The 24,925-nt window shown below is 74.5% G+C and carries 24 protein-coding genes and 1 pseudogene; 13 read left to right on the top strand and 12 right to left on the bottom strand.

Translation table 11 applies throughout. The annotated features are described in order from the left end of the window. Position 1 precedes the first annotated feature (1 nt). Together PV342_RS25140 and PV342_RS25135 are read left to right on the top strand one after the other, a co-directional pair. The gene (locus PV342_RS25140) at positions 2-1,261 is read left to right on the top strand and encodes a nucleotide sugar dehydrogenase (protein ID WP_500318725.1); all 1,260 of its coding nucleotides are present in this window, start codon (positions 2-4) and stop codon (positions 1,259-1,261) included. Next, positions 1,261-2,409 carry a glycosyltransferase gene (locus PV342_RS25135; RefSeq protein ID WP_391575846.1) on the top strand — a complete coding sequence of 383 codons (1,149 nt, stop codon included), beginning with the start codon at positions 1,261-1,263 and terminating at the stop codon, positions 2,407-2,409. The genes PV342_RS25140 and PV342_RS25135 overlap by 1 nt, the downstream gene beginning before the upstream one ends. A 161-nt stretch (positions 2,410-2,570) precedes the next feature. On the opposite strand, the gene PV342_RS25130 is transcribed toward PV342_RS25135, so the two are convergent. Further along, positions 2,571-3,602 carry a saccharopine dehydrogenase family protein gene (locus tag PV342_RS25130; protein ID WP_400807118.1) on the bottom strand — a complete coding sequence of 344 codons (1,032 nt, stop codon included), beginning with the start codon at positions 3,600-3,602 and terminating at the stop codon, positions 2,571-2,573. 333 nt (positions 3,603-3,935) lie between these two features. Here PV342_RS25130 and PV342_RS25125 point away from each other — a divergent pair, with 333 nt between their 5' ends. Further along, a complete protein-coding gene (locus tag PV342_RS25125; RefSeq protein WP_400807117.1) occupies positions 3,936-4,190 on the top strand; it encodes a hypothetical protein in 255 nt (84 codons plus the stop codon). A 322-nt stretch (positions 4,191-4,512) separates the two neighbouring features. On the opposite strand, the gene PV342_RS25120 is transcribed toward PV342_RS25125, so the two are convergent. Beyond that, positions 4,513-4,968 carry a hypothetical protein gene (locus PV342_RS25120; RefSeq protein WP_400807114.1) on the bottom strand — a complete coding sequence of 152 codons (456 nt, stop codon included), beginning with the start codon at positions 4,966-4,968 and terminating at the stop codon, positions 4,513-4,515. 49 nt (positions 4,969-5,017) lie between these two features. Between PV342_RS25120 and PV342_RS25115 the strand changes: the two genes are divergently transcribed. After that, positions 5,018-5,209 carry a hypothetical protein gene (locus PV342_RS25115; protein WP_400807112.1) on the top strand — a complete coding sequence of 64 codons (192 nt, stop codon included), beginning with the start codon at positions 5,018-5,020 and terminating at the stop codon, positions 5,207-5,209. A gap of 234 nt (positions 5,210-5,443) precedes the next feature. Here the strand turns inward: PV342_RS25115 and PV342_RS25110 are convergent, their stop codons facing one another. The 3 genes from PV342_RS25110 to PV342_RS25100 are packed head-to-tail and all read right to left on the bottom strand — an operon-like array spanning position 5,444 to position 9,144. Next, the gene (locus PV342_RS25110) at positions 5,444-6,511 is read right to left on the bottom strand and encodes a maleylacetate reductase (RefSeq protein WP_400807109.1); all 1,068 of its coding nucleotides are present in this window, start codon (positions 6,509-6,511) and stop codon (positions 5,444-5,446) included. Then, entirely contained in the window at positions 6,508-7,374 is an 867-nt protein-coding gene (locus tag PV342_RS25105; protein WP_018561049.1) for an intradiol ring-cleavage dioxygenase, read from the bottom strand. Before PV342_RS25105 ends, PV342_RS25110 begins: the two co-directional genes overlap by 4 nt. A gap of 12 nt (positions 7,375-7,386) precedes the next feature. Continuing rightward, on the bottom strand, positions 7,387-9,144 hold the full coding sequence (locus PV342_RS25100; RefSeq protein WP_018561050.1) for an FAD-dependent oxidoreductase: 1,758 nt from the start codon (positions 9,142-9,144) through the stop codon (positions 7,387-7,389). A gap of 69 nt (positions 9,145-9,213) precedes the next feature. On the opposite strand from PV342_RS25100, the gene PV342_RS25095 reads away from it, so the two are divergent. The 3 genes from PV342_RS25095 (at position 9,214) to aroQ (ending at position 11,672) form a co-directional block, all read left to right on the top strand. Then, on the top strand, positions 9,214-10,359 hold the full coding sequence (locus PV342_RS25095) for a helix-turn-helix domain-containing protein (RefSeq protein WP_329184397.1): 1,146 nt from the start codon (positions 9,214-9,216) through the stop codon (positions 10,357-10,359). 61 nt (positions 10,360-10,420) lie between these two features. Then, positions 10,421-11,182, top strand: a complete 762-nt coding sequence (locus PV342_RS25090) for a pirin family protein (protein ID WP_018561052.1) — start codon at positions 10,421-10,423, stop codon at positions 11,180-11,182. A 22-nt stretch (positions 11,183-11,204) separates the two neighbouring features. Then, entirely contained in the window at positions 11,205-11,672 is a 468-nt protein-coding gene (gene aroQ / locus PV342_RS25085; RefSeq protein WP_500318724.1) for a type II 3-dehydroquinate dehydratase, read from the top strand. Positions 11,673-11,703: 31 nt separating this feature from the next. Here aroQ and grpE read toward each other — a convergent pair whose 3' ends face one another. Further along, the gene (grpE, locus tag PV342_RS25080; protein WP_400807102.1) at positions 11,704-12,399 is read right to left on the bottom strand and encodes a nucleotide exchange factor GrpE; all 696 of its coding nucleotides are present in this window, start codon (positions 12,397-12,399) and stop codon (positions 11,704-11,706) included. Further along, on the bottom strand, positions 12,396-14,264 hold the full coding sequence (gene dnaK / locus PV342_RS25075; RefSeq protein WP_400807099.1) for a molecular chaperone DnaK: 1,869 nt from the start codon (positions 14,262-14,264) through the stop codon (positions 12,396-12,398). The genes grpE and dnaK overlap by 4 nt, the downstream gene beginning before the upstream one ends. 144 nt (positions 14,265-14,408) lie before the next feature. On the opposite strand from dnaK, the gene PV342_RS25070 reads away from it, so the two are divergent. The 3 genes from PV342_RS25070 (at position 14,409) to PV342_RS25060 (ending at position 16,373) form a co-directional block, all read left to right on the top strand. Then, positions 14,409-15,251: an NUDIX domain-containing protein gene (locus PV342_RS25070; RefSeq protein WP_400807097.1), complete on the top strand. Its 843-nt coding sequence runs from the start codon at positions 14,409-14,411 to the stop codon at positions 15,249-15,251. A gap of 52 nt (positions 15,252-15,303) precedes the next feature. Continuing rightward, on the top strand, positions 15,304-15,834 hold the full coding sequence (locus tag PV342_RS25065) for an O-acetyl-ADP-ribose deacetylase (RefSeq protein WP_400807095.1): 531 nt from the start codon (positions 15,304-15,306) through the stop codon (positions 15,832-15,834). A gap of 140 nt (positions 15,835-15,974) precedes the next feature. Further along, positions 15,975-16,373, top strand: a complete 399-nt coding sequence (locus PV342_RS25060; protein ID WP_500318723.1) for a hypothetical protein — start codon at positions 15,975-15,977, stop codon at positions 16,371-16,373. 10 nt (positions 16,374-16,383) lie between these two features. On the opposite strand, the gene PV342_RS25055 is transcribed toward PV342_RS25060, so the two are convergent. The 4 genes from PV342_RS25055 to PV342_RS25040 all read right to left on the bottom strand — a co-directional run bounded on the left by PV342_RS25055 (position 16,384) and on the right by PV342_RS25040 (position 21,148). Next, positions 16,384-17,919, bottom strand: a complete 1,536-nt coding sequence (locus PV342_RS25055) for an ATP-dependent DNA ligase (protein WP_500318722.1) — start codon at positions 17,917-17,919, stop codon at positions 16,384-16,386. 47 nt (positions 17,920-17,966) lie between these two features. Next, on the bottom strand, positions 17,967-19,103 hold the full coding sequence (locus PV342_RS25050) for a site-2 protease family protein (RefSeq protein WP_400807091.1): 1,137 nt from the start codon (positions 19,101-19,103) through the stop codon (positions 17,967-17,969). A 17-nt stretch (positions 19,104-19,120) separates the two neighbouring features. Further along, positions 19,121-20,065 (bottom strand): AraC family transcriptional regulator, encoded by a 945-nt coding sequence (locus tag PV342_RS25045; RefSeq protein WP_500318721.1) that lies wholly within the window; start codon positions 20,063-20,065, stop codon positions 19,121-19,123. A 255-nt stretch (positions 20,066-20,320) separates the two neighbouring features. Next, positions 20,321-21,148, bottom strand: a complete 828-nt coding sequence (locus tag PV342_RS25040; RefSeq protein WP_500318720.1) for an alpha/beta fold hydrolase — start codon at positions 21,146-21,148, stop codon at positions 20,321-20,323. Positions 21,149-21,270: 122 nt separating this feature from the next. Here PV342_RS25040 and PV342_RS25035 point away from each other — a divergent pair, with 122 nt between their 5' ends. The 3 genes from PV342_RS25035 (at position 21,271) to PV342_RS25025 (ending at position 23,886) form a co-directional block, all read left to right on the top strand. After that, the gene (locus tag PV342_RS25035) at positions 21,271-21,894 is read left to right on the top strand and encodes a GNAT family N-acetyltransferase (RefSeq protein WP_500318719.1); all 624 of its coding nucleotides are present in this window, start codon (positions 21,271-21,273) and stop codon (positions 21,892-21,894) included. 108 nt (positions 21,895-22,002) lie between these two features. Continuing rightward, positions 22,003-22,431: a PPOX class F420-dependent oxidoreductase gene (locus PV342_RS25030; protein ID WP_329184379.1), complete on the top strand. Its 429-nt coding sequence runs from the start codon at positions 22,003-22,005 to the stop codon at positions 22,429-22,431. A gap of 288 nt (positions 22,432-22,719) precedes the next feature. Next, positions 22,720-23,886 carry an MBL fold metallo-hydrolase gene (locus tag PV342_RS25025; protein WP_400807081.1) on the top strand — a complete coding sequence of 389 codons (1,167 nt, stop codon included), beginning with the start codon at positions 22,720-22,722 and terminating at the stop codon, positions 23,884-23,886. Positions 23,887-24,249: 363 nt separating this feature from the next. Here the strand turns inward: PV342_RS25025 and PV342_RS25020 are convergent. After that, positions 24,250-24,810, bottom strand: a pseudogene (locus tag PV342_RS25020) (beta-galactosidase small subunit-related protein); the annotation flags it as partial. Positions 24,811-24,925 lie beyond the last annotated feature (115 nt).

The raw sequence follows: 24,925 nt of genomic DNA, 5'->3' as shown, positions 1-24,925 counted from the left end.
CATGACGGTGCAACTCGCAGTCGTAGGCCTCGGGTACGTCGGTCTGCCCCTCGCCAGGGAAGCCGCGGCGGTGGGACTGAGCGTCGTCGGACACGATCTGGACCCCGTGGTGGTGGACGCCCTCAACTCCGGGCGCTCGCACGTGGACGACGTCTCCGACGCCGATCTGCGGCACATGCTGGCCGCCGGGTTCACCGCCACCACCGGCCAGGAGTGCCTGGGGGAGGCGCAGACCGTCGTCATCTGCGTCCCCACCCCGCTGTCCGCGGACGGCGGACCCGACCTCACCGCCGTCACCGGGGCCGTCGGGGCGGTCGCCGCGCGGCTGCGTCCCGGCGTCCTGGTCGTGCTGGAGTCGACGACCTACCCCGGCACCACCGACGAGGTCGTCCGGCCCATCCTCGAGGAGGGCTCGGGACTGCGCGCCGGGACGGACTTCGCCCTCGCCTTCTCACCCGAGCGCATCGACCCGGGCAACCACACGCACCGCCTCCGCGACACCCCGAAGATCGTCGGCGGGCACACCCCCGGCTGCGCGGCGCGCGCCGTCGCGTTCTACGGCAAGCTCGTCGACACCGTCGTCCGGGCCAAGGGCACCCGCGAGGCCGAGATGGCAAAGCTGCTGGAGAACACCTACCGCCACGTCAACATCGCGCTCGTCAACGAACTGGCCGTGCTCTGCCGCGAACTGGGTGTGGACATCTGGAACGCCATCGACTGCGCCGCCACCAAGCCCTTCGGCTTCCAGGCCTTCCGGCCCGGCGCCGGCGTGGGCGGCCACTGCATCCCGATCGACCCCAACTACCTGTCGTACAAGGTCCGCACGCTCGGCTACGAGTTCCGCTTCGTCGAACTCGCCCGGGAGATCAACCACCGGATGCCGGAGTACGTGGTGCGCCGGGCGCAGGACCTGCTCAACACGGCAGGGAAGGCGCTGCACGGCTCGCGGGTGCTGCTGCTCGGCGTCACCTACAAGCCCGACGTCGCCGACCGGCGCGAGAGCCCCGCCGTCCCCGTGGCGCGGCTGCTGCGCAGGCTCGGCACCGGGATCTCCTTCCACGACCCCTTCGTGGACGTCTGGGAGGTCGACGGCGAGCCCGTCACCAGGGCGGGCGACCTGGCCGCGGCCCTGCGTGAGTACGACCTGACGATCCTCCTGCAGGACCACAGCGTGTACGACCTGCAGATGGTGGCGGACCGGGCCCGCCTGCTGTTCGACACGCGCGGGCGGATCTTCCGGCCGGACGTCGAGGTGCTGTGATGCACGTACTGGTCGTCACCGTCGTGCACCACCCCGAGGACGCGCGCATCCTGCACCGGCAGATAGCCGCCCTCATCGCCCACGGGCACACCGTCACCTACGCCGCGCCCTTCACCGCCCGGGCGACCCCGCCCCGCCCCGGGGTCGAGGGCGTCGACCTGCCCCGGGCCACCGGACGCGACCGGAGGGCGGCCGTCCGCGAGGCCCGGCGCCTGCTGGCGCGGCGCGGGCCCACCGTCGACGCCGTGGTGCTCCACGACCCCGAACTCCTGCTCACCCTGCCGCGCACCCTGCGGCACTGGCACCGCACGGGTGCCCGGCGGCCCGCCGTGGTGTGGGACGTCCACGAGGACACCGCCGCCGCCCTCGCCATGAAGGGCTGGGTGCCGCGGCCGCTGCGCCCGCCGCTGCGCCTCGTCGTGCGCGCGGCGGAACTCGCCGCCGAGCGGCATCTGCACCTGCTGCTCGCCGAGCACGCCTACCAGCGCCGGTTCCGCCGTACGCACCCCGTGGTGCCCAACCTGGTCACCGTCCCCGAGGACCCCCCGCCAGCGGGCGACGAGCGGGTCGTCTACCTCGGGCAGATGTCCCGGGCGCGCGGCGCGGAGGAACTGGTCGCCATGGCACGGCTGCTGGCCCCGGACGTGCGCGTGGAGGTCATCGGCGCCGCCGACGGCGACGTCCGCGGAGTGCTGGCGGCGGCCGACCGCGACGGCGTGCTGCGCTGGCACGGCTTCCTGCCCAACGACGCGGCCCTGGACCGGCTGCGCGGCGCCCTCGCCGGGGTGTCGCTGCTGCGCGACGAGGCGAACTACCGGCACTCGCGGCCCACCAAGGTCGTCGAGTACATGGCCTACGGCATCCCCGTCGTGAGCACCCCCAACCCCCTCGCCGCGGAACTGGTCCGCGGGCACGACTGCGGCCTCCTCGTCCCGTTCCAGGCCCCCGCGGCCGCCGCCGACGCCGTCCGCCGCCTGCGCGACGACCCGGAACTGCGCCGCGCGATGGGCGCCCGGGGCCATGCCGCCGCCCGGGGCGCGCTGCACTGGCCGGACTGCGCGGCGCGCTTCGTCACGAGCCTGGAAGGCTGGGCGGTGGCGGCCGCCACCGCCGCGGGCGAGCGCCCCCGGGCGGTGCGCCCGTCGTAGCCGGGCCGCGGCAGCCGGGCCGCGGCAGCCGGGCCGCGGCGCGCTGCCCCGAATCCGCGGCCCTCGGCGGGATCACCGGCCGCGGCTCCGGACCGAGTGTCACCGCACGGCCGTGGGGGTCCGTCCCCGCCGCGCGCCACGACCGCGCGCCGTGGCCGGGATCAGCTGACGTGGGGCCCGTTGCGGCGCACTCCGTCCAGTTCGAGGACGAAGTCCGCGCCGAGGGCCGAGGAGGGCGTCCGGGTGCCGTGCGGCAGCCGCGGCAGCCGGGTCACGATGCGCAGCACCGAATCGACCGTCAGCGCATAGCCGTTGGGGGCCGACAGCGCCGCCTGGGCCTCGCCGCCATGGGGGTCGCGGGCGCGGGCCCAGACCTGCGAACGGCTCCGCCTCAGCGCCCGTTCGCCGGGGCCGGTCAGGAAGCGGTCGACCCCCGCGCGGGCCAGCCGCCGTACCGGGCCGGCGCCCAGCACGCGTGCCACCAGCGGGGCGCCCGGCAGCCATGTGTACGTCGAGACGTTCGGGATGCCGGTCGAGTGGTAGGCCGTGCTGACGTCGCCCCAGGCGATGCCGGCGACGCGGCGCGGGCCGGAGCGGAAGGCCGCCGTCACCCGGGGGTGCCCGAGCGGGACGTCGCGGATCACCCCGTCGACGCGGGCGCGGCCCCCGGCGCCCCTGTCGAGTGCCTCGAGCGCGGAGCGCGCCGTGCCGGGACTCGCGCCCCCGCCGGCCACGAAGGCGATGTCGAGGTGGGTGGCGGTGGGCAGCGCGGCGGCGACGGTGGCGGCCAGGCAGTCGGTGGGGACCACGTCGAACCCCGCCCCGGGCAGCAGGATCACGCCCGCCGCGCGGGCCCGGGCGCTCATCGCGTGCAGCGCCTCGAGCACGTCGATCTCGCCGGTGATGTCGAGGTAGTGCGTGCCGGTGTCCAGGCACGCCTCCGCCATCGGCAAGGCCGTCGCGGAGAAGGGCCCCGCGCAGTGCGCCACGGCGTCCACGTCCGCGAGGGCCGCCCGCAGCGCCGCCGGGTCGCCGAGGCCGACCACCCGGTGCTCCAGGCCCAGTCGGGCCGCGAGCGGGGCCAGCGCGGCGGCCGACCGGCCCGCGAGCACCGGGCGTTCCCCGCGGGCTACGGCCTCCTGTGCGACCAGGCGGCCGGTGTAGCCCGTCGCTCCGTACAGCAACCAGGTCATGCGAGTGCGCTCCCTCGTCCGTCGGGGCCCCGCGCCGGGGCCCGGCTCCGAAGCTACCGGTCGGTCACCGGAGTTCCCCCCTCGCGCCGTGGAGTGCCGGTGCGTCGCGAGGAACCGCGGCCCCCGCTGGGGGCGCCTTCCGCGCCGCCGCCTCCTTCAGCGGCGTCCTGGACACCGCCTTCGCCGGGGTGCCCGCCGCCCTCGACGCCCTCCTGCTCCGTGAGAGCCTGTGCCCCGGGTCGCTGTGGGGCGATCCCGTCGACCACCGGGACACCTGGCGGAGCCTTCAACCCCGCGGCGCGCGCCGGAGGGTTGCGCGGCACGGCACTGTACGTGTCCTGCGGAAGCGGTGCCGCCCCCGTCGCGGGCGGCACCGAACTGCTGCCGGAGGTGCTGGAGAGCACCCTGTGGCCGGCCACGCGTGTCTTCGCCGCCGCGCTGGAGCTCCGGGGCATTGCGGTGACGACGCACTACTGCGAGGGCGGCCGGCACGAATGGACGTACTGGCGAAGGGAGTTCGCCACGGCATGGCCGCTGCTCGCCCGTGCGCTCGGGCTGCCGGGGCCCACTGCCGCCGCACACCGATGAGAGGACGAGCCGACGAAAGGGTGAGACGGTGAGCGCAAGGCCCCTATCGAGGGGGGCGCGCTCACTCGTTCCAGTGGCGCCGGCCGCCCAGGACGTACCACCGGCGCACGAGCCGCGTTGCAAGGGGACATGGACAGCAGCACGCCCACGACCCGTGGATGCCTTCTCCAGGACCACCCGGAGCACCACCGGACCTTCGCCGAGCTCACCGGCGCCTACTGGATGGACCCGCCGATCTACACGGAACTCCTGGCCGACTGGCGGGCCCGCGGGCGCGCCGTCCCCGGGTCCGCGGCGGCGGACGTACCGCGCGCGGCGGGGCTCAGCGGCGGCACTCTGCCGCAACTGCCGCCTGGAACAGGGCAAGTTCCACCGAGGTAGGCGTGTGGAGGGTGCCCGTCCCGTCGGGGGGTACCAGCCACCGCAGGGCCCCCGCGGCCCGGTTCGGGGGCGGTACGGCGATCCAGGCGCCCCGGCCGGCGTAGCGGATCCCGGTGCCCACCCATCTGCTGACGGGGTCCGGTGGGAGGAAGAAGCCGACCCGGTGGGAGGCCGTGTCGGCGAGGGTGGGCCCGGGCTCCGTGCGGGGGAGGCGCAGCAGCGCGTCGAGGGCCAGCAGGCCGAGGTCCTCGGGCACGACGAGCACGTCCCAGAAACGCCCGGCGGGCAGCAGGACGGTCCCGCTCTCGCCGTGTTCCCATTCCCGCTTGCACGCCCGCGGATCCGCCGCGGCGGCGGCCAGCCACTCCATTGCCTGTTTCGGTGCCGCATTTCTCATACGCTCAACCTTGGTAGATATTTCTAACCGGCGGAAGGGGTGGCGGGGCATGGCGTTTTGGAACGCGAAACGCCTGTTTTCCGTACGCCTGTACGGTGTTGCGGCGCGGGCCCGCCGCGCCCTGGGTGGCGGCCCGCGGGACGGTGCCGCGCTGGACCGGCTGGTGAGGACGGCGGAACGGCTGGACTACGGCGGCGGCCCGCCCGCGGCGGCGGACGGGGAGGCGCGGAGCCAGGGCTGAGGTATTCCGCCCGCCGGCGGAAGGCGGGCCCCGCCGGGAATTGCACGGGGCCGCCGCCGGGAAATGCGCTCGGCCGGATGTGCGAAAAGCGCAAAGGTGTTTGAGTGTGTCCGCGGAATACGGCCCGGATGCCGCCGGCCCGTTCCCGGGCCCCGCCGGGCCCCGCCGGGCCCCGCCGGGCCCCGCCGGGCCCCGACGGGGCCCGGCGGGAAAGCCCGGGCGCGGGCCCGGTGCTCAGCCCGTCGGCGGGGCGCCCTCGTACGCCTTCGTCAGCAGCGCGCGCAGCTCGTCCGCGTCCGCCGGGCGAGGGTTGGCGTACGAGGCCGCGGCGACCACGTCCACGACGCGGCCGATGCCGTCGGCCGGCAGACCGACCTCGGCCAGCGAGCGCGGCGCGCCGAGCCGTCCGCCCAGCTCCCACAGTCCGCGCGCCGGGTCCTCGGTGGCCAGCGCCCGGCGCAGCGCGGCCGTCGCGTCCGGAACCGCCGGGGCGTTGAAGGCGAGCACGTACGGCAGCAGCACCGTGTGGGTCGCGGAGTGCGGCAGGTCGAAGGCGCCGCCGAGCACATGGGCCAGCTTGTGGTGCAGCCCCATCGTGGTGGCCCCGAGGCACGCCCCGCACAGCCAGGCCCCGTACAGCGCCCGGCCGCGCGCGTCGAGGCCGCCCGGATCGGCGACGACACGGGGCAGCGCCTCCGCCAGGGCGCGCACCCCCTCCTCGGCCATCAGCGACACGACGGGGGTCGCGTCGGGGGCGTACAGCGCCTCGACCGCGTGGGCGAGGGCGTTGACGCCGCTGGTACCGGACAGCGCCGGCGGCATCGACAGGGTGAGCTCCGGGTCGTAGACGACGCTGCGCGGCAGCACGCGGCGGTCGCGGCCGGTGCGCTTGACGCCGTCCTCCGTCAGGCCCCACATCGGGGTCATCTCGGAGCCCGAGTAGGTCGTCGGCACGGCCAGCAGCGGCAGCCCGGTGCGCAGCGCGACCGCCTTGCCGAGGCCGACGGCCGAGCCGCCGCCGACCGCGACCAGCCCGTCGGCGTCCAGCTCCCGGGCCACGGAGACGGCCTCGTCCGCCACCTTCACCGGCACGTGCATCACCGCGCCCGGGTGGACGCCCGCGCAGACGGCGCCGAGCGAGGCGGCGACCGAGCGCGCGGTGTCCTCGCCGTGGCGGCCGGAGAGGACCAGCACGCGGCGCAGACCGAGGCGCCCGGTCTCCCCGGCGACGGCCGTGGTGGCGGCCCCGGCGCGGAAGACGACCCGCATCGGCAGCGCCTCGTGGACGAACTCCGGGCTCATGACCGCTGCAGCACGATGTCGAAGGTCGCCAGCCGGAAGGGGTTGGCCACCCCGTACCCGGCCGCCCGCTCCGGGTCGTCCACCTCGGTGAACTCCTGGACCAGGCTCTTCTTCACCGCGAAGACCGCGTCCGACTCCAGGTAGGGGCTGTCCTGCACGAAGACGTGCGTGGTGACCGGCTGGTGGCCCTCGGCGGCCGCGATGAAGTGGATGTGCGCGGGCCGGTACGGGTGGCGCCCCGTGGCGTTCAGCAGCCCGCCGACCGGGCCGTCGGTCGGGATCGGGTAGTGCGCGGGGACGACGGTGCGGAACCGGAAGCGGCCCTCCCCGTCGGTCTCGAACAGCCCGCGCCCGTTGCCCTGGGGCTGCTCGCCCGGCTGCTGGACGTCGTAGAAGCCCTGGTCGTCGGCCTGCCACACGTCGACCTTCGCGCCGGGCAGCGGCGTGCCGTCCACGGAGACCACGCGCCCGGTGACCACGCAGGGCTCGCCGGAGCCGATCAGGTCGATGGCGTCGCCGAACTCCCGCTCCGGGGAGTCGACCATGTGGAACGGGCCCAGCACGGTGGAGTCGGTCACGCCCTCGCCGGCCGACTTCCGCTGGTTGATCGTCTCGACCAGCATCGAGACGCCGAGCACGTCGGACAGCAGGATGAACTCCTGCCGCGTGTCGGTGGAGGCGTGCCCGGTGCGGGTGAGGAAGCCGATCGCCGCCTCCCACTCCTCCATCGTGGGCTCGATGTCCCGGACGAAGTCGTGGAGGTGCCGGGTCAGACTGCCGAGGATCTCCCGCAGCCGCGGGTCGGGCGTCCCGGCGAAGCTCTCCACCACGGCGGGGGTCGCGCTCAGTTCGTTGAAGTCCATGCTCTCTCCTCGTCAGTCCCGTCCCAGGATGCGCCGCAGCGCGGCGCCGAGCACGGCCCGCGCCTCGGCGTCGTCGGCGGCCCCGTCGGCGCGCCGGAAAGCGATGTAGAGGTCCGGCCGCACGAGCAGCGCGCCCGTGTCGCCGATGCCGCGCAGCCGCGCCCAGTCGCCGTACGGGTCCTCGTACTCGCGCCCGGGGCCGACCACCGCGGTCGCGATGTCCAGGCCCAGCTCGGCGCCGGCCGTACGGGCCGCCGCCACCCACGCCTCGCCGCCGATGCCGGTCAGCAGCGTGAACCGGCCCCCGCCGCCGAGGTCGAGGGTCGACAGCGTCCGGGTGCCCGCCGTCAGCCAGGCGTGCGGCAGCTTGGCGCCGGGGCGGCTGCTCGGCTGGTGGTACAGCTCGGGGTCGCGGTCGAAGCCCGGGTCGGCGGTGCCGTCCGGGACCACCGCGGCCGAGGCGTAGCGCTGGTTGAGCTCCACGCCGTGCGCGTTGAACTCGTACCGCTTGAAATCGATCGCCTCGCGCAGCCGGGCGCGCCGCTTCTCGCCGGCCGGGGTCGCCTCCTTGCGGGACTCCATGTTGGCGAGGAGCTGCTCGGGGCTCTGCGGGGTGAGCAGGTCCAGGGCGTCGAAGACCGGGGCGGTCTCGCCGATCGACTTGTTGGCGCGGGTGACGATCTGCCTGCCGACCGGCGCCCGCTCGTCGGTGTAGGTGTCCAGCAGTGAGGGCGCGGCGGCGCCGTCCAGGACGAGCTTCAGCTTCCATGCCAGGTTGTAGGCGTCCTGGATGGAGGTGTTGGAGCCCAGCCCGTTGGACGGCGGGTGCCGGTGGGTGGCGTCGCCCGCGCAGAACACCCGGCCGTTCGAGTAGCTCTCCGCGTACATCTCGTTGACCGTCCACGCCGAGGAGGAGCGGATGGTCACCGGGACGTCGTCGTCCCCGACGAGCTGCCGTACGACCGACAGGGCGTACTCCTCCGTGAGGTCCGGGGGCGCGCCCTCGACGTCGTAGCCCCACACGATGAGCCACTCGTTCCACGGCCGTACGCAGCGCACCAGGCCCGCGCCGATGCCGCCCACGGTCGCGCCGGGGGTGAGCACCCAGTACAGGGTGCTGGGGCGGTGCGCGACGTACCGGGACAGGTCGGCCTCGAAGACGATGTTGACGCTGCCCGCCACGCCCATCTTGCCGCCCATGGGCAGCCCGGCGTCCTCGGCGACCTTGCTGCGTCCGCCGTCGGCGCCGATCAGGTACTTGGCGCGGATCGCGTACTCGTCGCCGCGCAGGCGGTCCTCCACGACCACGGTCACGCCGTCGGCGTCCTGCTCGAAGGACTTGTAGACGGTGCTGTAGCGCAGCCGGGTGCCGCGCGCCACGGCCGCCTCGACCAGCACCGGCTCCATCCAGTTCTGCGGCATGTCGCACATGCGGCTGGGGCTCGCGAGGTCGTGCGCGGCCTGCACCAGCGGGTCGTTGCCCCACGAGCGCAGGCGCCCCAGCTCCTCGCCCGCGAGGCTGGTGCAGAAGACGGTGTTCCCCATCAGGTGCTGGGGAGTGGCCCGGGCGACGACCTCCTGCTCGACGCCCAGGTCGCGCAGCACCTCCATGGTGCGCTGGTTGGTGATGTGGGCCCGTGGGGTGTCGGCCAGCCTGGCGTGGCGCGTGACCACGATGTTCGGCACCCCGTACGTGCTCAGCGCGAGTGCGGCGCTCGCCCCGGCGGGCCCACTGCCCACGATGAGCACATCGGTCTCGACGGTCTCCATCAATGCGGCTCCTTGACGGATAATTGAAATGGCAACGAACCGATCGTGGATCAGAGGGAGACCGCCGGCGTGTCTCAATCCGATACAACCCCCGAAGAGCTGCTGCTCGGCGCCTACCTGCGCGAGCGGCCGGGCGGCCGGGCGGTCGTCGCCGCCGACGGCAGGACCCGGATCGTGAGCGCGGAGGCCGCGCGGCGGCTGTCCGACGAGGCGCTGGCGCTACTGGAGCGCCGCGCCGGCGGCATGGTGCGCGACGGCCGGACCGAGGCGTACGAGCTGCCCCTGCCGGACGGCGGCTGGCGCGCCCGGCTCCATCCGGTGCTGGACTCCGGCGAGGTCATCGGCGCCGTCGCCGTGCTGTCCGCCTCGGCGGACGGGGCCGGCACGCCGCCGGCGGTGCCCGAGCCGGCGCTGCCCGGGCTCGTGGGCGTCTCGCTGTCCTGGCGCGCCGCGGTGGCCCGGGCGGTACGGCTGGGGGGCGAGCAGGGTCCCCTGCTGGTGTCCGGGGAGCCCGGCACCGGCAAGGCCACGCTGGCCCGCGCCGTCCGGGCGGGCGACCTGGAGCTCGACGCGGCGCAGGTCACCGGCGCGGCGGCCCGTGACTGGGTGCGGCGGACGGCCGTGCGCCCGGCGCCGGGACAGGTGCTCGTCCGCCACGTCGAGGCGCTGGACGCCGGTGCCGCGGCCGCGCTGGTGGCGCTCCTGGAGCAGCGTCCCGCCCTGCGGCTGACCGCCACCCGCACTCCCGGCGACCGTACGGACCCGTGCCTGGACCGTCTGATGGGCCGGCTGGCGGTGCGCTCGGTGTCCCTGCCGCCGCTGCGCGAGCGCCCCGAGGACCTCCCGGTACTGCTGGCCGCCCTCAGCCCACGCCCTGTCCCCGGTCATCCGCCGCTGACCTGGACCGTCGAGGCCCGGCGCACGCTGGAGCGGCACAGCTGGCCGGGCAACGTCGCCGAGCTGGCGACGGTCGTCAGGGCGCTCGCGGAGGAGCGCCGGCTGAGCGGTCCGGTGCGCCCGGAGGAACTGCCGGACGCCGTGCGCGGCGGGGCCGGCGGTCGCCGGCTCGGCAGCCTGGAGCGGGCCGAGCGGGACGCGATCCTGGAGGCGCTGCGCACCCACGGGGGCAACAAGGCGCGGGCGGCGAAGGCGCTGGGCATCGCGCGGGCCACGGTCTACCGCAAGCTGCGGAGCTACGGCATCCAAGGAATATAGTTCGAGATTCAACATGTTAGGTTGGCTGACAGGCAGCACACCCCGCAGAAGGAGATCCCCGATGGCCACCCAGCTGGATGTCCGCCGCGCCGGCCAGCGGTTCCACACCCGCGCCGGCTGGCTCGACTCGCACCACTGCTTCTCCTTCAGCCACCACTACGACCCGAAGAACACCCACTTCGGGCTGCTGCTGGTGTCCAACGACGACGTCGTCGCCCCCGGCACCGGCTTCGACACCCACCCGCACCGGGACATGGAGATCGTCACCTGGGTGCTGGACGGCGGCCTGGTCCACCAGGACTCCGAGGGCCACAACGGCGTCATCTACCCGGGCCTCGCCCAGCGGATGAGCGCCGGCACCGGCATCCTGCACAGCGAGAAGAACGACAGCTGGAAGCTGACCGGCGCGCCCGAGCACAAGGACCCCGTGCACTTCGTCCAGATGTGGGTCTTCCCCGACGAGCAGGGCATCAAGCCGGGCTACGAGCAGCTCGACATCAACGACGAACTCGCCCGCGGCGGCTGGGTCACCGTCGCCTCCGGGATGGACCGCGACCGCGACGAGCGCGCCATCTCCATCGCGCAGAAGCACGCCGCGCTCCAGGCCGCCCGCATGAGCCCGCAGCAGACCCTCGCCCTGCCCACCGCCCCCTTCGCGCACCTGTACGTCGCCAAGGGCGAGGTCGCCCTGGAAGGTGCCGGACTGCTCGCCAAGGGCGACGCCGTACGCGTCACCGGGGCCGAGGGCCAGCGGGTCACCGCCGGCGCCGAGGGTGCCGAGGTGCTGGTCTGGGAGATGGACGCCGCCGTCACCTTCGGGTGATCGCGTGGTAGACCTTGGGGCCATGACCCGTACCCTCGCGAGCGCGCCGATCATGGTCCTCAACGGTCCCAACCTGAACCTGCTCGGTCAGCGGCAGCCCGAGATCTACGGCTCCGAGACCCTCGCCGACGTCGCGGCGCTGTGCTCCGCGACGGCGGCGCGGCAAGGCGGCACCGCCGACTGCCGGCAGAGCAACCACGAGGGACAGCTGATCGACTGGATCCACGAGGCCCGCGAACACCACGCGGGCATCGTGATCAATCCAGGCGCCTACTCCCACACCTCGGTGGCGATCCTGGACGCGCTCAACGCCTGCGACGGCCTGCCCGTCGTCGAGGTGCACATCTCGAACATCCACCGGCGCGAGGCCTTCCGGCACCACAGCTACGTCTCGGCGCGGGCCGACGCCGTGATCGCGGGCTGCGGCGTCCAGGGCTACGCCTTCGCCGTCGAGCGCATCGCCGCGCTGCTGGAGGCCGGCGCCCGCTGAACCGCGCGGGTACCTCCCCGGACCGCCGGGCTCAGGCCTCGCCCGGCTGCCAGTCCGGCCACTCGCCCGGGTGGTCGGCCCAGTGCACCTGATCCGGGTCCGAGACGTCGATGCCCGGGAAGGCCCGGCGCACCCGCAGTTCGAACTCCTCGCGCTCCAGCTGCTCCCACCCCACACCGCGGATGTGCACCCGGCGGTAGCGGTGGTCGGACCCGAGCGGGGCCACGTCGACCTTGTGGGTTGTCTCCATGCCTCCAGGGTGCACCCCGGCCGTCGCCCCCGCAGATCCGCCGACCACCACCTCCGCGGGCCGCAGCAGGTGCGCGCCGACCCGGTAACCGGACCGCACGACCGCGCCGCAGACGAGGCCGTCCGCGCCGGCGGCGCACGAGGTGCCGACCGCCTCGTGACGAGCCGGGTCGAAGGGCTCGCCCGGCTCGCCGAAGGACCGCAGGCCCAGCTCCGCCAGCCGCGTCTCCAGCACCTCGACCACGGCCCGGAAGCCACCGGTCACCTCGCCCTGCTCCCGCGCACCGTCGACGGCGTCCAGCACCGGCAGCAGCCCGCGCAGCACGTTCGCGACGGCCACCTCCCGCACCGCCAGCCGGTCCCGGTGCACACGCTTGCGGTAGTTGTCGTACTCGGCCTTGAGCCGCTGCAGGTCCGCGGTGCGTTCGACGAGCCGCGCCCGCAGCTCGCCGCCCGGAGGCGGACCGGCGCGGTTCACGCCGGGCCCCCCTCCCGCTTGTCGTCGTCGACGATCTCGGCGTCCACCACGTCCTCGTCGCCTTCCGGCGGCGCCGTGTGCGGTGCCCCGCCCTCGCCTGCCGCGGACCGTTCCGCCTGGGCCTGGGCGTACATCGCCGTACCGATCCTCTGGGCCGAGGCGGTCAGCCGCTCCGTCGCCTGGCGGATGCCGGCGGCGTCCTCGCCCTTCAACTGCTCCTTCAGCTCCGCCACCGCCGACTCGACCTCCGACTTCAGGTCGCCGGGGACCTTGTCGGGGTTGTCCCGCAGCAGCTTCTCGGTGGAGTAGACCAGGCTCTCCGCGTTGTTGCGGGTCTCGGCCTCCTCGCGGCGCCGATGGTCCTCCTCCGCATACTGCTCGGCCTCGCGCATCATGCGGTCGATGTCGCTCTTGGCCAGCCCGGAGCCGCCGGTCACGGTCATCTTCTGTTCCTTGCCGGTACCGAGGTCCTTCGCCGCGACGTGCATGATGCCGTTGGCGTCGATGTCGAAGGAGACCTCGATCTGCGGGATGCCGCGTGGCGCCGGGGGCAGCCCGGTCAGCTCGAACACCCCGAGCTTCTTGTTGTACGCCGCGATCTCGCGCTCGCCCTGGAAGACCTGGATCTGCACCGACGGCTGGTTGTCCTCCGCCGTCGTGAAGATCTCCGAACGCCTCGTGGGGATGGTGGTGTTGCGCTCGATCAGCTTGGTCATGATGCCGCCCTTGGTCTCGATCCCCAGGGACAGCGGGGTGACGTCCAGCAGCAGGACGTCCTTGACCTCGCCCTTGAGCACACCCGCCTGGAGGCTGGCGCCGATCGCCACCACCTCGTCCGGGTTGACGCCCTTGTGCGGCTCCTTGCCGGTCAGCGACTTCACCAGATCCGTCACCGCCGGCATCCGGGTCGAACCACCCACCAGGATGACGTGGTCGACGTCGGCGACGTTGATCCGCGCGTCCTTCACCGCCTGGTGGAAGGGGCCCTTGCAGCGCTCCAGCAGGTCCGCGGTCAGCTGCTCGAACTGCGCCCTGGTGAGCTTCTCGTCCAGGTGCAGCGGGCCCTCGGCGGACGCCGTGATGTAGGGCAGGTTGATCGTCGTCTCGGTGGACGAGGACAGCTCGATCTTCGCCCGCTCGGCCGCCTCGCGCAGCCGCTGCAGCGCCATCTTGTCCTTCGCCAGGTCCAGCCCGTACGCGTTCTTGAAGCGCTCCACGAGGTGGTCGACGACCCGCTGGTCCCAGTCGTCGCCGCCCAGTTCCGTGTCGCCGTTGGTGGCCTTGACCTCCACCACGCCCTCGCCGATGTCCAGCAGGGACACGTCGAAGGTGCCGCCGCCCAGGTCGAAGACGAGGATCGTGTGGTCGTTCTCCTTGTCCAGGCCGTACGCCAGCGCGGCGGCCGTGGGCTCGTTGATGATCCGCAGCACCCGCAGGCCGGCGATCTCCCCGGCCTCCTTGGTCGCGGTGCGCTGGACGTCGTCGAAGTACGCGGGCACCGTGATCACCGCGTCCGTGACGTCCTCGCCCAGGTACGCCTCCGCGTCCCGCTTCAGTTTCTGCAGCACCCGGGCCGAGATCTCCTGGGCCGTGTAGCGCTTGCCGTCGATGGTGCCGGACTCGGGGAACCGCCAGTCGGGGTCGCCCATGTGCCGCTTGACCGAGCGGGCGGTCCGCTCGACGTTGGTCACGGCCTGGCGCTTGGCGATCTCGCCGACGAGGACCTCGCCGCCCTTGCTGAAGGCCACCACCGAAGGCGTGGTCCGCGCACCCTCCGTGTTGGTGATGACGGTGGGCTCACCGCCCTCCAGCGCGCAGACCACCGAATTGGTGGTACCGAGGTCAATACCGACCGGACGTGTCATGTCAGCTCGCCTCCTCCCCTCCAGGGTGCGACGCGAGAGGGCCGACCACCAGACGGCCGCGGCGGCGCGTACCTTCCGGACCGCCGTGCGCCGGTCCGGAATAATCGCGGGGCCCGCGCGGCGGGCGCTGCTAGCGTCGGCGGGATGTCCTCACTGCATGCGGGAGTGATCCTCTTCCACCACCGACGCCTCGCCGTGAACAGCGACTCGAACCTGCCGCAGGCCCCCGTCCCGCCGCGCGGCGACCCCGCCGGGACCGCCCGTGCGGCAGCCCGCGACATCCTCGGGGCCGACGTCCGCACCGACCCCCGGCCCTGCCTGGAGGTGCGCGCGACCGGCGGCACCCATCTGTACTACCGGGCCGCCGTACCGCCGCCCGGCCCCACGCCCGCCCGGCTGCTCAGCCGCTCCGAGGCGCTGCACCTGCCGCTCGCGCCCTGGACGGCGTGGGAGGCCATCCTGCGCTCCTGGGACGGACCGCCCTGGTGGCGGGGCCGCCTCGTGCTGGAGGACCCGCTCGGCCGGCCGCCCAAGCGGACCCGGGCCGGCGCGGTGATCATCCGCGACGGGCACATGCTGCTGATCCGCTACCGCCACCGGCGCGGGGACTTCTACGAGATCCCCGGCGGCGGGGTCGAGCCGGGGGAGACCCCCGAGACGGCCGTCCTGCGCGAACTCGCGGAGGAGACCGGGCTCCATGGCACCGTCGGGCCGGAGATCGCTCGGGTGAACCGGGTGCACCGAGGCTCGCATCCCGGGCACTACTTCCTCGTCGAGGCGCACGGCGAGATCGGCCCCCGCTCCTCGCTGGACCTCGAGGAGACGGCCGCTCCCGTCTGGGTACCCGTCGAGGACCTGCGGCACCTGCCGCTGTGGCCCAAACGGCTGGGCTGGCGCATCGCGCACTGGCACCGCGAGGGCTGGCCGCAGCACCCCGCCGAGCTCTGCGACTCGCTGCTCGACCTGCGGGTGCCCTGCGACTGGTGACCAGGCGGGAACGGCCGGGCGGCCGGGCACCGGCGGTGGCAGGATCACGGGTATGCCACGCATCACCCTCGTCCGGGGCGACATCACGCAGCAGTCCGTCGACGCCGTCGTCAACGCGGCCAACTCCTCGCTGCTCGGGGGCGGAGGCGTCGACGGCGCCATCCACCGCCGCGGCGGCCCGGAGATCCTCGAGGAGTGCCGTGCGCTGCGGGCCTCGCGGTACGGGCGCGGCCTGCCGACCGGGCAGGCCGTCGCCACCACGGCAGGCCGCCTCCCCGCACGCTGGGTGATCCACACCGTCGGCCCGGTGCACAGCGCCGGCGAGGACCGCTCCGCACTGCTCGCCTCCTGCCACCGGGAGGCCCTGCGCGTCGCCGACGAGGTCGGCGCCAGGACCGTCGCCTTCCCCGCGATCTCCACCGGCGTCTACCGCTGGCCCGTCGAGGACGCCGCACGCATCGCCGTCGGCACCGTCCAGGACACCGAGACGGGGGTCGAGGAGGTCCGCTTCGTCCTCTTCGACGAGGCGGCCTACGCCGCGTTCGCCGCGCGACTGCCCGAGGGAGGGCCGGGTGGGCGGTGATGACGGCCTCCGGAGGCAGGGCGCCCCTATGCTCCTGCGCCCGGGCCCTCCGGCCGGCGGCGCGGGTTAACCGGGGCGGAACTCTTGGTCATCGATTCCTCTGGGAGAGGTCAGGGCTCCCAAGCCCTGCCTAGCATGGGGTGGTCACGCACCGTACGACGCCGGGGAAGGCCCCGGTCGCCACGGTGAGCGGACTGCGCGACGACTGGTCGCAGGCCCGCACGGGCCCCGCCCGACCGGGGCCGCGGGCACACGAGATCCTGGAGACCACGGTGCAGTTCGAGCTGACCGGACGGACCGGCTTCGGCAGCGGCGGCGGCCTCGGCACCGCCCGCGCGAATCCCGGCGGCACGCGGGAGGGCGACCGGGAGCCGGACCCCGCGCAGCACCCCCACGACGCAGCCGGCTCGGACGGCGAGCGGATACCGCCGCCCCCGCTGAGCCGCGCGCAGTGGCAGCAGGTGGACGCGGCGCTTGACGAACTGGCCGATCGGCTCGCCTCGGTGACGCCCCTGTGCGAACCGGGGAGGACGGTGTGAGCCCCGCCGCTCAGCGCCGCAGCGCCAGCACCGCGTCGACGGTGTCCGCCTCGGCGGCCGTCTTGTCCTCGCGGTAGCGCAGGACGCGGGCGAAGCGGAGCGTGACACCCGCCGGGTAGCGGGTGGAGCGCTGCAGGCCGTCGAAGGCGATCTCCACGACGAGTTCCGGGCGGACCCGGACCACCCATCCGTCGTCACTGACCGCCAGTTCCCGCAGGCGCTCGGTCTGCCAGGCGAGCATGGCGTCGGTCAGGCCCTTGAACGTCTTGCCCAGCATCGCGAAGGTGCCGTCGGGGCGGCGCGCGCCGAGGTGGAGGTTGGACAGCTTGCCGGTCCGGCGGCCGTGGCCCCACTCGGCGGCGAGGACGACCAGGTCGAGGGTGTGCACCGGCTTCACCTTGAGCCAGGCCGCCCCGCGCCGCCCGGCGCTGTAGGGGGCGTCGAGCGCCTTGGCCACGATCCCCTCGTGTCCCCGCTCCAGCACCTCCCCGGCGAAGTCGCGGGCCGCCCGGCGGACGGCCGGGTCGCCGGGATCCGCGGCCACCAGCCGTCGCACCCGGCGCGGCGCGGGGGCGACCCGGGCCAGCTCCTCGTGGCGTTCGGCGGTGGACATCTCCAGCAGGTCGCGGCCGTCGACCGACAGCAGGTCGAAGAAGACCGGGGCCACGGGCAGCGACTCCCGGGCGGCCGCGACGTCCAGACGCGACCCCACCCGGGAGGAGGTCTCCTGGAACGCGCGGGGGCGGCCGTCCTCGCCGAAGGAGATGACCTCCCCGTCGAGCACGGCCTCGTCGACGGCCAACTCCCGCGCCGCGGAGACGACTTCCGGCAGCCTGTCGGTGATCTCGTCCAGAGTGCGGGTGTACACGCGGACGTCCTCGCCCTTGCGGTGCACCTGGACGCGGATGCCGTCCAGTTTCTCCTCCAGCGCGCACGGGCCCAGCCGGTCCAGGGCCTCGTCCACGTCCTTGGCGGTCTGCGCGAGCATCGGCTGCACCGGCCGGCCCACCTCCAGACGGAACGCCGCGAGCGCTTCCGGGCCCCCGGCCAGCAGCGCCCGGGCGACGGCGCCGAGCGAACCGCCCAGCATCACGGCGCGGCGCACCCCCTCCGGAGGCGCCCCCGCCGCCACGGCCAGCCCCTCGACCGCGAGCGCGTCCAGCGCCCCCTGCCGCAACTCCCCGCCGATCAGCCCGAGCAGGAACGCCTGCTCGTCCCGTGTGGCAGCGCCCATCAGCTCCGCCACCAGCCGTCTGCGTTCGGCCGCCGCCCCCTTGCCGGTGACCGCCGCGATCCGGTCCATCGCCCCGTGGACCTCGCGCACGGTCAGCCGGGGCGCCGGCGCGGGCTCCACCCGCTCCCTCAGGGTGCTCCAGCCGACCCCGGTGCGCCGCTGGGGCAGCCGGCCCGCCAGGTACGTGACCACCACGGACGCCTCGTCGGGCTCCGCGGTACGCAGCAACCGGGCCAGCGCCGCCACCTTCTCCGACCGGGCGGACGTGGCCGCCACCTCCCGGGACGTCCGTGCGAGCTCCGCGAGCAACATGGCTCCATCGTGGACCGCCCGGGCCGTGCGCGCAGCCGTCGGACGGGTCAGACCGGGGGCCGTCCGCCCGTCAGGCGGCGGCGCTGGACGAGCCGGGAGATGTCGCCGCCGGTCACGATGCCGACCGGCCGCCCGCCGTCGACGACGACCACGCGGACACCGCCGGCGCCGGGACGGAGGCGGTCGAGGGCGTCGTTGACGAACTCCTCCGGGGTGCCGGTGGTGGTCTGCGACAGCGGTACGGCGACGTCGCGGACCCGCACCTCGGCCCGGCGATCGGCCGGGACGGACGTGAGCCGCCGCAACTGCACCACCCCGCTGAGGCGGCCGTCGAAGTCGACCAGGGGCAGGGTGGAATGGCGGGCGGCCACCGCGACCTCGTCGATGAAGCGGTCCACCGGCAGCCAGTCGGGGCCCGTCACGACGGGGGCGGACATGGCCTCCCCGAGCCGTACGCCGCGCAGGGCGGCGCTGATGACCGCGCTGCGGCGCTCGGCGCCCGCCGTGAGCGCCATGAAGAGCCCGACCAGGGCGAGCCACAGCCCACTGGGCACGCCGCGCGCGAAGACCAGCCAGCCCACCACGACGAACACGAAGCCGAGGACCTGCCCACCACGCCCGGCGACCCGGTCGGCGCGGTCGCGGTCCCCGGTCCGCCACCACAGCAGCGCCTGCAGCACGCGCCCGCCGTCCAGGGGCGCGGCGGGCAGCAGGTTGAAGACGCCGAGGAGCAGGTTCGCCCAGCCCAGCCACGTCAGCAGTGCCCCCGGTACCGAGCGGTGGGCCGCCGCGTCCAGGCCTGCACCGGCGCCCAGCGCGGCGCCGCCGATGACCAGACTGGCGAGCGGGCCGCTGACCGCCACCAGGAAGGCCGCGCCCGCGGAGCCCGGCCGCCCCATGCGCGTCATACCGCCCATGGCCCACAAGGTGACGTCCTCGACCGACAGGTGCTCGCGCCGTGCCGTCGCCGCGTGGGCGACCTCGTGCGCGAGCAGGCTCGCCATCAGCAGGACCGCGCCGGCGGCCGCCGCGACGGTGTAGACGGTCGCCGACAGCCCCGGGACGCGGGCGGGCAACGTCTCGCGGCCGAGCCCGTAGGCGAGCAGCACGACGAGGACGGGGACACTCCAGTGCATCCGGAGCGGGACCCCGAACACGCGTCCGACCTGGACCGAACCGTTCATGACTCCTCTCTCCAGTGTCACTCGGCCCGGACCGCTCCGGCACGGTGCTCCTGGGGGCTCACCCCCCGTACCCGCTTGAAGGCGGCGCTCAGCGCGAACGGACTGCCGTAGCCGACCCGGCGGGCGACCGCGCCGAGCGTCGCGTCCGGCTCCAGCAGCAGATCGGCGGCGAGCGCCAGCCGCCAGCCCGTTAGGTACGCCATCGGCGGCTCGCCCACCAACTCGCCGAAGCGCCGGGCCAGCGCCGCCCGCGACACGCCCGCCTCGGCGGCGAGCCCGGCCACCGTCCACGGGTGGGCCGGGTTGTTCTGCAGCAGCCGCACCGCCCGGCCCACCACCGGGTCGGCGAAGGCCCGGTACCAGGCGGGGGCGGCCTCGCCGCGCCGGGCGAACCACGTCCGCAGCACCGAGATCAGCAGCAGGTCCAGCAGCCGGTCCAGCACCGCCTCCTGCCCCGGCTCGTCCCTGACGATCTCCTCGGCCAGCAGCGGCAGCAGGGGGCTCTCCCACTCACGCGCCGGGAGCACCAGCAGCGGGGGCAGCGCTTCCAGCAGCCGCCGGCCGACGGCGCCGTCCAGGAGGTAGGTGCCGACCAGCACGACGTCGCGGCCGTCCGGCCGGTTGCCCCACGTCCGCACCCCCAGCGCCATGGCGTCGGGTGGAGCGTGGCCGTCCGCGGTGCGGCACACCTCGCCGGGGAGGATCCACGCGTGCGGCGGGGTCGAGGGGAGGTCGGCGACCGCGTACGGAGCGGGGCCGCGCGCCACCACCACGTCCCCGGGGCGCAGCCGCACGGGATCCCCGTCCTCGGGGACGACCCACGCCCCGCCGCGGGCGACCGTCATCACGCACAGCGGCGCCCGGTCCTCGATCCGCACCGACCACGGCGGTTCCATGACCACGCGCAGCAGGAAGGCACCCCTCGCACGGGGTCCGTCGAGCAGGCCCGAGAGCGCGTCCACGGCCTCCAGCGTAGACGTCCGCGTAGGGGAGGGCGCCTCCCGTGCAGGGTACGTCTCGACCGGCGCCGGCGAACTTGCCGCACTCGACTGACGCGGCGTCACCGTCCCTGGTCCATACGGCACTTCCGCGTCCGGGACGACAGGGGTCGGTCACTCGTGCGGGGCACCGGGGGGATTCCGCGCGTGAGTCGTGACGCATGGTGTCGTGTGCGCGGGCGGCGCGCGACGCCCGGTCCGGGGCCCGGCCCCGTCGCACTACGGGGCGGTGATGGCGTCGGCGACCCGCTCGGGCTCGTCGACCTGGACGTAGTGCCCGGCGCGCATCAGAAGGCGCAGTTCGCTGTGCGGGAAGATCACGGAGAACTGCCGGGCGACACGGGTGTTGAGCCAGCGGTCCAGGGTGCCGAACACCACCCGGACCGGCGGCTGGAACTCGCGCATCTCCGGAATCCGCCGGCGCCGGCTCAGCACCGCGTGCAGCAACTCGTCGTTGAGCGCCCAGAACGCCGGACGCGCCGCGGGGAACTGTGCGTAGAGCCGCTCCACGTACGCCTCGCGCACCTGAGGGTCGCGGATGAATCCGCCCACCTGCCAGACGTAGAGCCTGCGGTCCAGGTCGGGCAGGCGCCTGGCGACCGCGCGGGCCGCCGAGCGCAGCAGCGGGGTGGAGTAGAGGGCGATCGCCGGAGGGCGGCGCAGCGCGGGGGTCCAGTGGTAGTAGGTGTTGAGCAGCACCAGCCGGGCCACGCGTTCGGGGTGGTCCAGCGCCCAGTCGATGGCGGGCGGTCCCGAGGCGTCGTGCGCCACCAGGACCAGGCGCCGGTTCGTGCGGCCCGCCGCGAGGGCGTCGGCGACGGCCGCGAGGTCGTCCACCTGCTGGGCGACGGTGTAGGCGTGGCCGGACGGCTTGTCGGAGCGCCCCCACCCCAGGAAGTCGAAGCGCACCACCGGGAGTCTGCCCGCGAGGTGGGGGACGAGGCGGTCGTACAGGCGGCTGCTGTCGGGGAAGCCGTGCATCAGCACGGCGGGCGCCCCGGGGCCCGGGGTGATCTCGGCGTGCAGCCGGTACGGGCCGTGCGACACGGCCAGTGCCTCTGGCCGGGGCCATGGCGACCTCCCTCGGCCTGTGGGCCCCCGTGTGGCTCAGCCTAACGCGGTGTGCCGCGGGGGTTGTGGGAGCGCTCCCATGGGCGCATCATGCCCGCATGACCCCACGCGCCGTGATCCGCCCGTACCGCCCGGAGGACCGGGCGGCCGTCTACGACATCTGCGTGCGCACCGGCCACGAAGGCGGGGACGCGCGGCACCTCTACACCGACCACGATCTGCTGCCGGACATCTTCGCGGGGCCCTACGCGCACCTCGAACCCGAACTCGCCTTCGTCGTCGACGACGGCACGCGCGCCGTCGGTTACATCGTCGGCACCGCGGACACCGCCGCCTTCGTGCGGCGCTTCCGCGCCGAGTGGCTTCCCCGGCTCGAACACCGCCATCCGAAGCCGTCCGGACCGCCCGCCACCCCGGACGAGGAGATGGCCGAACTCCTGCACCGCCCCGAGCACATGATCGTGCCCGAACTCGCCGAATACCCCGCGCACCTGCACATCGACCTGCTGCCGGAGTGCCAACGACGCGGCTACGGACGGGAACTGATGGGACGTTTTCTCGCGGCCCTGGCCGGCCGGGGCGTCGAGGCCGTGTACCTCGCCATGGTGACCGCGAACACCCCGGCCCGTGCCTTCTACGACCGGATGGGGTTTTGCGAGCTCCCCGTCCCGGACCCGGGCCCCCTGACGTACCTGGGACGCGGGACGTCGGCAGGGGGCTGAGAGATTCCGGGCGGCGCCCCCGGCGGAGGGGGAGCGTCGCACGGAGATTGCCGGCCCCGGCGGACGCGGTCGTGGAATCCCCGCCCCCGGAGGGTCGTTGAGGCTGGCATGAGCGACAAAGACCTTCTCCGCCTGCTCGCCGACACCAACGGGGGCGTGCTCGTCACCCTCAAGCGCGACGGCCGCCCCCAGATGTCCAACGTCAACCACCACTACGACCCGGAGACCGCAGTCCTGCGGGTCTCCCTCACCGACGACCGGGCCAAGACCCGCAACCTGCGGCGCGACCCCCGGGCCAGCTACCACGTCACCACGGCCGACCGCTGGGCCTGGACCGTCGCGGAGGGCACGGCGGAACTCACCCCCGTCGCCGCGGAGCGGGACGATGCCACGGTCGAGGAGCTCATCGACCTCTTCCGTGCCGTGCAGGGCGAGCACCCGGACTGGGACGACTACCGCCGGGCCATGGTGGAGGACAGGCGCCTCGTGCTGAAGCTGCACGTCGAGCGCGCCTACGGCCAGCCCCGCCCCGCGTAGGGCCCCTCCGGCGCGGTCCGCCGCTCGCGCCCGGTGGGGCGGGCGGCACCCGGCCCGTGACGGTGGCACCATCGAAAGTGCGGGCGACGATCTCCCGCTCCGGCGAACAGCCTGGTCACAGTCGTGCCGCCGGTTGCGGGCGGGTGGGGGCGGGCTGCCGCCGGCCGATCCCGCAAAGGGGCGCGGAACCGGAATGACCGGTGTAGGAGTTGTCGCTGTACATACTGGTTCTGCCGGGGCCCGGACGGCTCACGGCACGTTCGTGACCGCCGACCAACGGGAGGTGCCGTGTCCGGCTCCAGTCCGAAGCGTTCCCTGCTCTCCAGCCTCATCCCCGCCTTCGGCGACAACCCTTACGGGGAGAGGATGGAGCGCATCCGGCGGTCGCCGAACTTCGCCGACGGGGTGTTCACCAACCCCGTCGGCGCACGTACGGCGCCCTCCGGATCGATGCTGCGGTTCGCCCGGACGTACTTCCGCAAGGGGGAGCGGATCCGCAGGGCCCCGGCCGGGGCCATCCCGCTGCACACCACGACCCTCGCCGATCTGGCCGCCCCGCCCGCTTCGGGCCTGCGACTCACCTGGATGGGCCACTCCACCGTCCTGGCCGAGATCGACGGGCGCCGCGTCCTGTTCGACCCGGTCTGGGGCGAGCGGTGCTCTCCCTTCTCCTTCGTCGGCCCCAAGCGCCTCCACCGGCCGCCGGCGGCGCTGAAGGAGCTGGGCGAGGCCGACGTGATCGTCATCTCGCACGACCACTACGACCACCTCGACATGCCCACGATCAAGGCGCTGGCCGGTACCGGCACCCGCTTCGTGGTGCCGCTGGGCGTCGGTGCGCACCTGGAACGCTGGGGCGTCCCCGCGGACCGGACGACCGAGCTGGACTGGCACGAGTCGACGCAGGTGGCCGGCCTCACCCTCACCGCGACCCCGGCGCGGCACTTCTGCGGCCGCGCGATCCGCAACACCCAGCACACCCTGTGGGCGTCCTGGGTCGTCGCGGGGCCGGAGCACCGCGTCTACCACAGCGGGGACACCGGCTACTTCCCCGGTTTCGCGGAGATCGGCGAGGCGTACGGACCGTTCGACGCCACCATGGTGCAGATCGGCGCCTACAGCGACTTCTGGCCGGACATCCACATGACCCCCGAGGAAGGCGTCCGCGCCCACCAGGACCTGCGCGGCGCGATCATGCTCCCCATCCACTGGGGCACGTTCAACCTGGCCCCGCACCCCTGGGAGGAGCCCGCGGAGGGCACCGTCGCCGCGGCGCTGGCCGTGGGGGCCCGGGTCGCCGTACCGCGGCCCGGCGAGCCCTTCGAGCCCGCGGCCGGGCTCCCGCTCGACCCCTGGTGGCGGGCGATCGCGCACGGCGCCGCCGCCCGGACCTGGCCCGCCCTCACCGACGACGCGCGGCCGCCCGCCCCCCAGCCGGACAGCGCCCCGGCGTGAGCACGAGGGGCGGGCGCCCACCGCGCCCGCCCCTCCCCTCCACCGCGGGCGGTCACCGTCAGCGGTCGCCCGCCGCCCGTGTGAGCCAGGCCGTCGCCGCGAGGCTCGCCGCCGGCAGCACGAGCAGCAGCAGCGGGACGGCGCCGATGCCGGCGCGACACCGCCGACGAAGTGCGCGCTCAGCCCGAGCCCGGCCACCGACGGCGACAGCCCGTGCTCCTGCCGCAGGGCGGGCAGCGCGGCGCCGTACAGCGCCGGAGGGCGCTGATGAGGACGAACCCGGCGCACGAGGCCACCACCGCGGGCCGGCTGAAGAGGCGGGACGCGGGCTGGTGTCGCGCAGGACGGTGGTCACCGGGACTCGTCGGCGCGGGCGCCGTTCTCCTGCGGGCGGACGTACGGGGTCTGCAGGGCGTCGACGGAGGCGGTGTGGAGGCCGACGGCGGGAGGCGGCCCGCGTGTCGGGGTAGGCCTCGCCGGGGCCGCCGCCGAACCACTCGGCACGGGTGAGCGTGCCGCACAGGCCGAGGCGTACCCCGAGCCGGGGGAGCGGCAGCGTCCACCGCCTGTCGGGGACGACCGCCACCGCCAGGTGCAGCCGCTCGCCGTCCGCGGTCCAGCGGTAGACCGTGCGCAGCCCGATGGAACCGGCGGCGGGGGCCACCCGCGTGGTGACGGTGAGCGCGTCGTCCCCGGCGACGACGCCGTCCACCCGGTGCCGCATCCGGTGCAGGTCGGCCTCCCGCCACAGCAGGCCGTGGCGCGGTTCGGACTGCCAGGGGCGCCGAGGTCGTTGTCCGTCGGGGCGCGCCACACGTCCAGCCGGGGGCCGGCGAGGGCGAAGCCGTCGAGCAGCCGCAGTTCGCCGGTGGCCGCGTCGAAGGTGCCGGGCCCGAGCAGCACCACACGCCCTCCGCATGACGGGGGCGGTGCCGTGCCGCCGCCCGCGCCGACGGGTCCTCACGGTAGGCCTTGTCGTCAAATGAGCGCCGGCCGCCCGAAGGGCGGGCTCAGCGGCTCCCCCAGCTGACGCTGGGAG

This window comes from Streptomyces sp. PA03-3a, from assembly GCF_033792735.1.
Classification (GTDB): domain Bacteria; phylum Actinomycetota; class Actinomycetes; order Streptomycetales; family Streptomycetaceae; genus Actinacidiphila.
Note: the sequence above shows the minus strand (reverse complement) of the source record. Positions and strands in the feature narration are given on the sequence as shown.